General features: G+C 55.3%; 1 pseudogene. It reads right to left on the bottom strand.

The features are described from left to right. Positions 1 to 229, bottom strand: a pseudogene (locus EOD29_RS37630) (Crp/Fnr family transcriptional regulator); the annotation flags it as partial. Positions 230 to 266 lie beyond the last annotated feature (37 nt).

Raw genomic sequence — 266 nt, forward strand, 5'->3', positions numbered from 1 at the left:
GTCCGATGTGGCGGATTTCAACGCTTTTGCCGTCGGCGCTTTCCGCAACCATCGAAGCGAGGCCGCTTTCAAGAAAACAGACATGCTCGATCGGCTTGTGCGGCAGCACGAGCGGATGGTTGACGGGAAGATCGATGGGTTCCAGTATCGGCGCCAGAAGGTCGAAGGCATCCTCCGGAAACCGGCGCAGCAATCTGTTCACAATCCTGCTCTGCCTGATGAATGTCATGATTTCACCACATGTTGAGTAGTCAACGAGGAGCTAC

It is taken from the genome of Mesorhizobium sp. M1A.T.Ca.IN.004.03.1.1 (assembly GCF_003997555.1).
GTDB lineage: Bacteria > Pseudomonadota > Alphaproteobacteria > Rhizobiales > Rhizobiaceae > Mesorhizobium.